Raw genomic sequence first — 1829 nt, 5'->3', positions numbered from 1 at the left:
GCTCATGCGCGGCAGGCTCGACGACATCGCGCTGCGCATGCCCGAGGCCCTCGCCGACCAGGCGAACTTCGGCATGGCCAAGACCCTGTTCAGCGCCATCGGCCCGGAGTCGCTCGAGCAGGCGATCGTCATCCCATCCGGCGAGGTGCCCGACCTGGGCGAGGCGCCCTGCGACTGCCCCGCGTGCACGCCGCTGCCCGCCGCCCGGCTGGCCTCGCGGGAGGACCTCCTCGCGGCCCTGGACACCGTCCCCATGCTGGCCGAGGACCCGCTGCCCGACACCGGTGAGCCGCTGGACGCATGGGCGCAGCGGGTCGGCCGGCTCCTCGAAGACGACGTGGACCAGGGGCTCTACGACCTGTTCGACATGCTCTACCGGGTCCAGGTGCGCGTGCCGGTCACCGTGATCCGCGACTACCTCGACGAGTTCGCCGACGACGGCGAGATCGACTTGGACGCCACGCTCGACCACCTCGCCCGGCACGGCATGATCCACGTCGCGGGCGACACCGCCGAGCTCACTCCGCTCGCCGTGTGGGGGCTGCGCCGGCACTACCTGTCGCTCGGGCTCGACGCGCCCGAGGCCCCCGACCTGGCCGAGGCCGACGCGCGCGGGCTCATCGAAGGGCTGCTCGACGGCGTGCCCGCCGAACTCGCCGAGCAGGACATCAGCCGCTGGCTGACCGGCAGGGCGCCGGGCGAGGCCGCGGCCGAGCTGCTGAGCGCGGCCTCGGGCGCGCCCGCCGTGGCCCGCGGCATCGCGATCACCATCGTCGACCGGCTGGGCGCCGAGGCCGAGCCGCAGATACGCGACTACCTCGACGACCAGGAAGTGCGCCCGCACGCCATCCACTGGCTGGCCGCCAGGGGGCTGCCGGCGCCGCAGCTCACCCAGGAGGAGCTGCTCTGGGTCAGCGTCGACATGCTCGCGCTCGCGATGCCCGCGGCCGAGGAGGACCCCGAGAACTTCGCCGAGAACATGGCCGCCTCCGGCCCGCCCGCCCATATGATCGAAGAGATGTGGCGGGTCGACCACCCCGACGTCGTCGAGGTCCTGGAGCTGCTCGGACGCTCCATTACCGACGGCACGGTCGCGAAGGCGGCGCGCAAGGCTGCGTTCAAAGCCCGGTCCCGGGCCATCCGTTGAGTACGCTCATGTGACTGCTGTGCAGTAAGTTTCGTGGGTGGCAAACAACGTCTTCGACCTCTCCGAGCTGCGCAAGCTGATCGATGAGCAGGCCGCCGTGCCGCCACGGCCTCCAGAGGAGGCTCCCGTGGAGCGCGAAGCGCTGACGTTCCCGCCGGTGCTGCCGGCGCCCGACGCGGAGCTGGCGGCGGCGGTGCCCACGGTGCCGCTCGTCGCCGACGCCATCAGGCTCACCACCTGGGCGGGCACCCGCGAGGTGACCCCGGAAGGGCACCTGACCGAGGCGGATGCCGAGGCCGCCGTGCGGGAGCTGGGCCTGCCCGCCTCGCGGCTGCGCCTGATCTGGATCGTCGCCGTCAACACCGGGCTGCTCCGGATCCTCGGCGGCCGCGCCTCGAGGGGGCCGTTGTCGATGCAGCTCACGGTCGAGGCCGCACTGGAGTTCTGGGACGGCGTGGTCATGGACGTGCTCGACCGCGCCGACGAGGGCCTGACGGGCTCCGCCGTGGTCGACGGTCATCTGGCCGAGATGCTCGCCACGATCTACTCCGTGCGCTCCGGCGTCGCCACCGCCAACCTCGCCAGGGGCATACTCCAGTCCCACGAGGTGGCCTGCGAGCCCGGCCCCGTCGAGATGCGCAGGCTCGCCGCCGCGCTGCCCGCCGAGCTGCTGGAGGCGCTG

The 1829-nt window shown here is 72.8% G+C and carries 1 protein-coding gene and 1 pseudogene; both read left to right on the top strand.

Going from position 1 to position 1829, the window contains the following annotated elements; all coding sequences use genetic code 11:
- A partial coding sequence (locus tag AB0J09_RS63880) for a hypothetical protein (RefSeq protein ID WP_360714150.1) occupies positions 1-1147 on the top strand: 1147 nt, incomplete at its 5' end.
- 37 nt (positions 1148-1184) lie between these two features.
- Positions 1185-1829, top strand: a pseudogene (locus tag AB0J09_RS63875) (hypothetical protein); the annotation flags it as partial.

Origin of the sequence: Nonomuraea sp. NPDC049784, from assembly GCF_040659615.1 — a bacterium.
Classification (GTDB): Bacteria; Actinomycetota; Actinomycetes; order Streptosporangiales; family Streptosporangiaceae; genus Nonomuraea.
The sequence above is the reverse complement of the archived record's forward strand: the minus strand, read 5'-3'. Positions and strand labels throughout refer to the sequence as shown.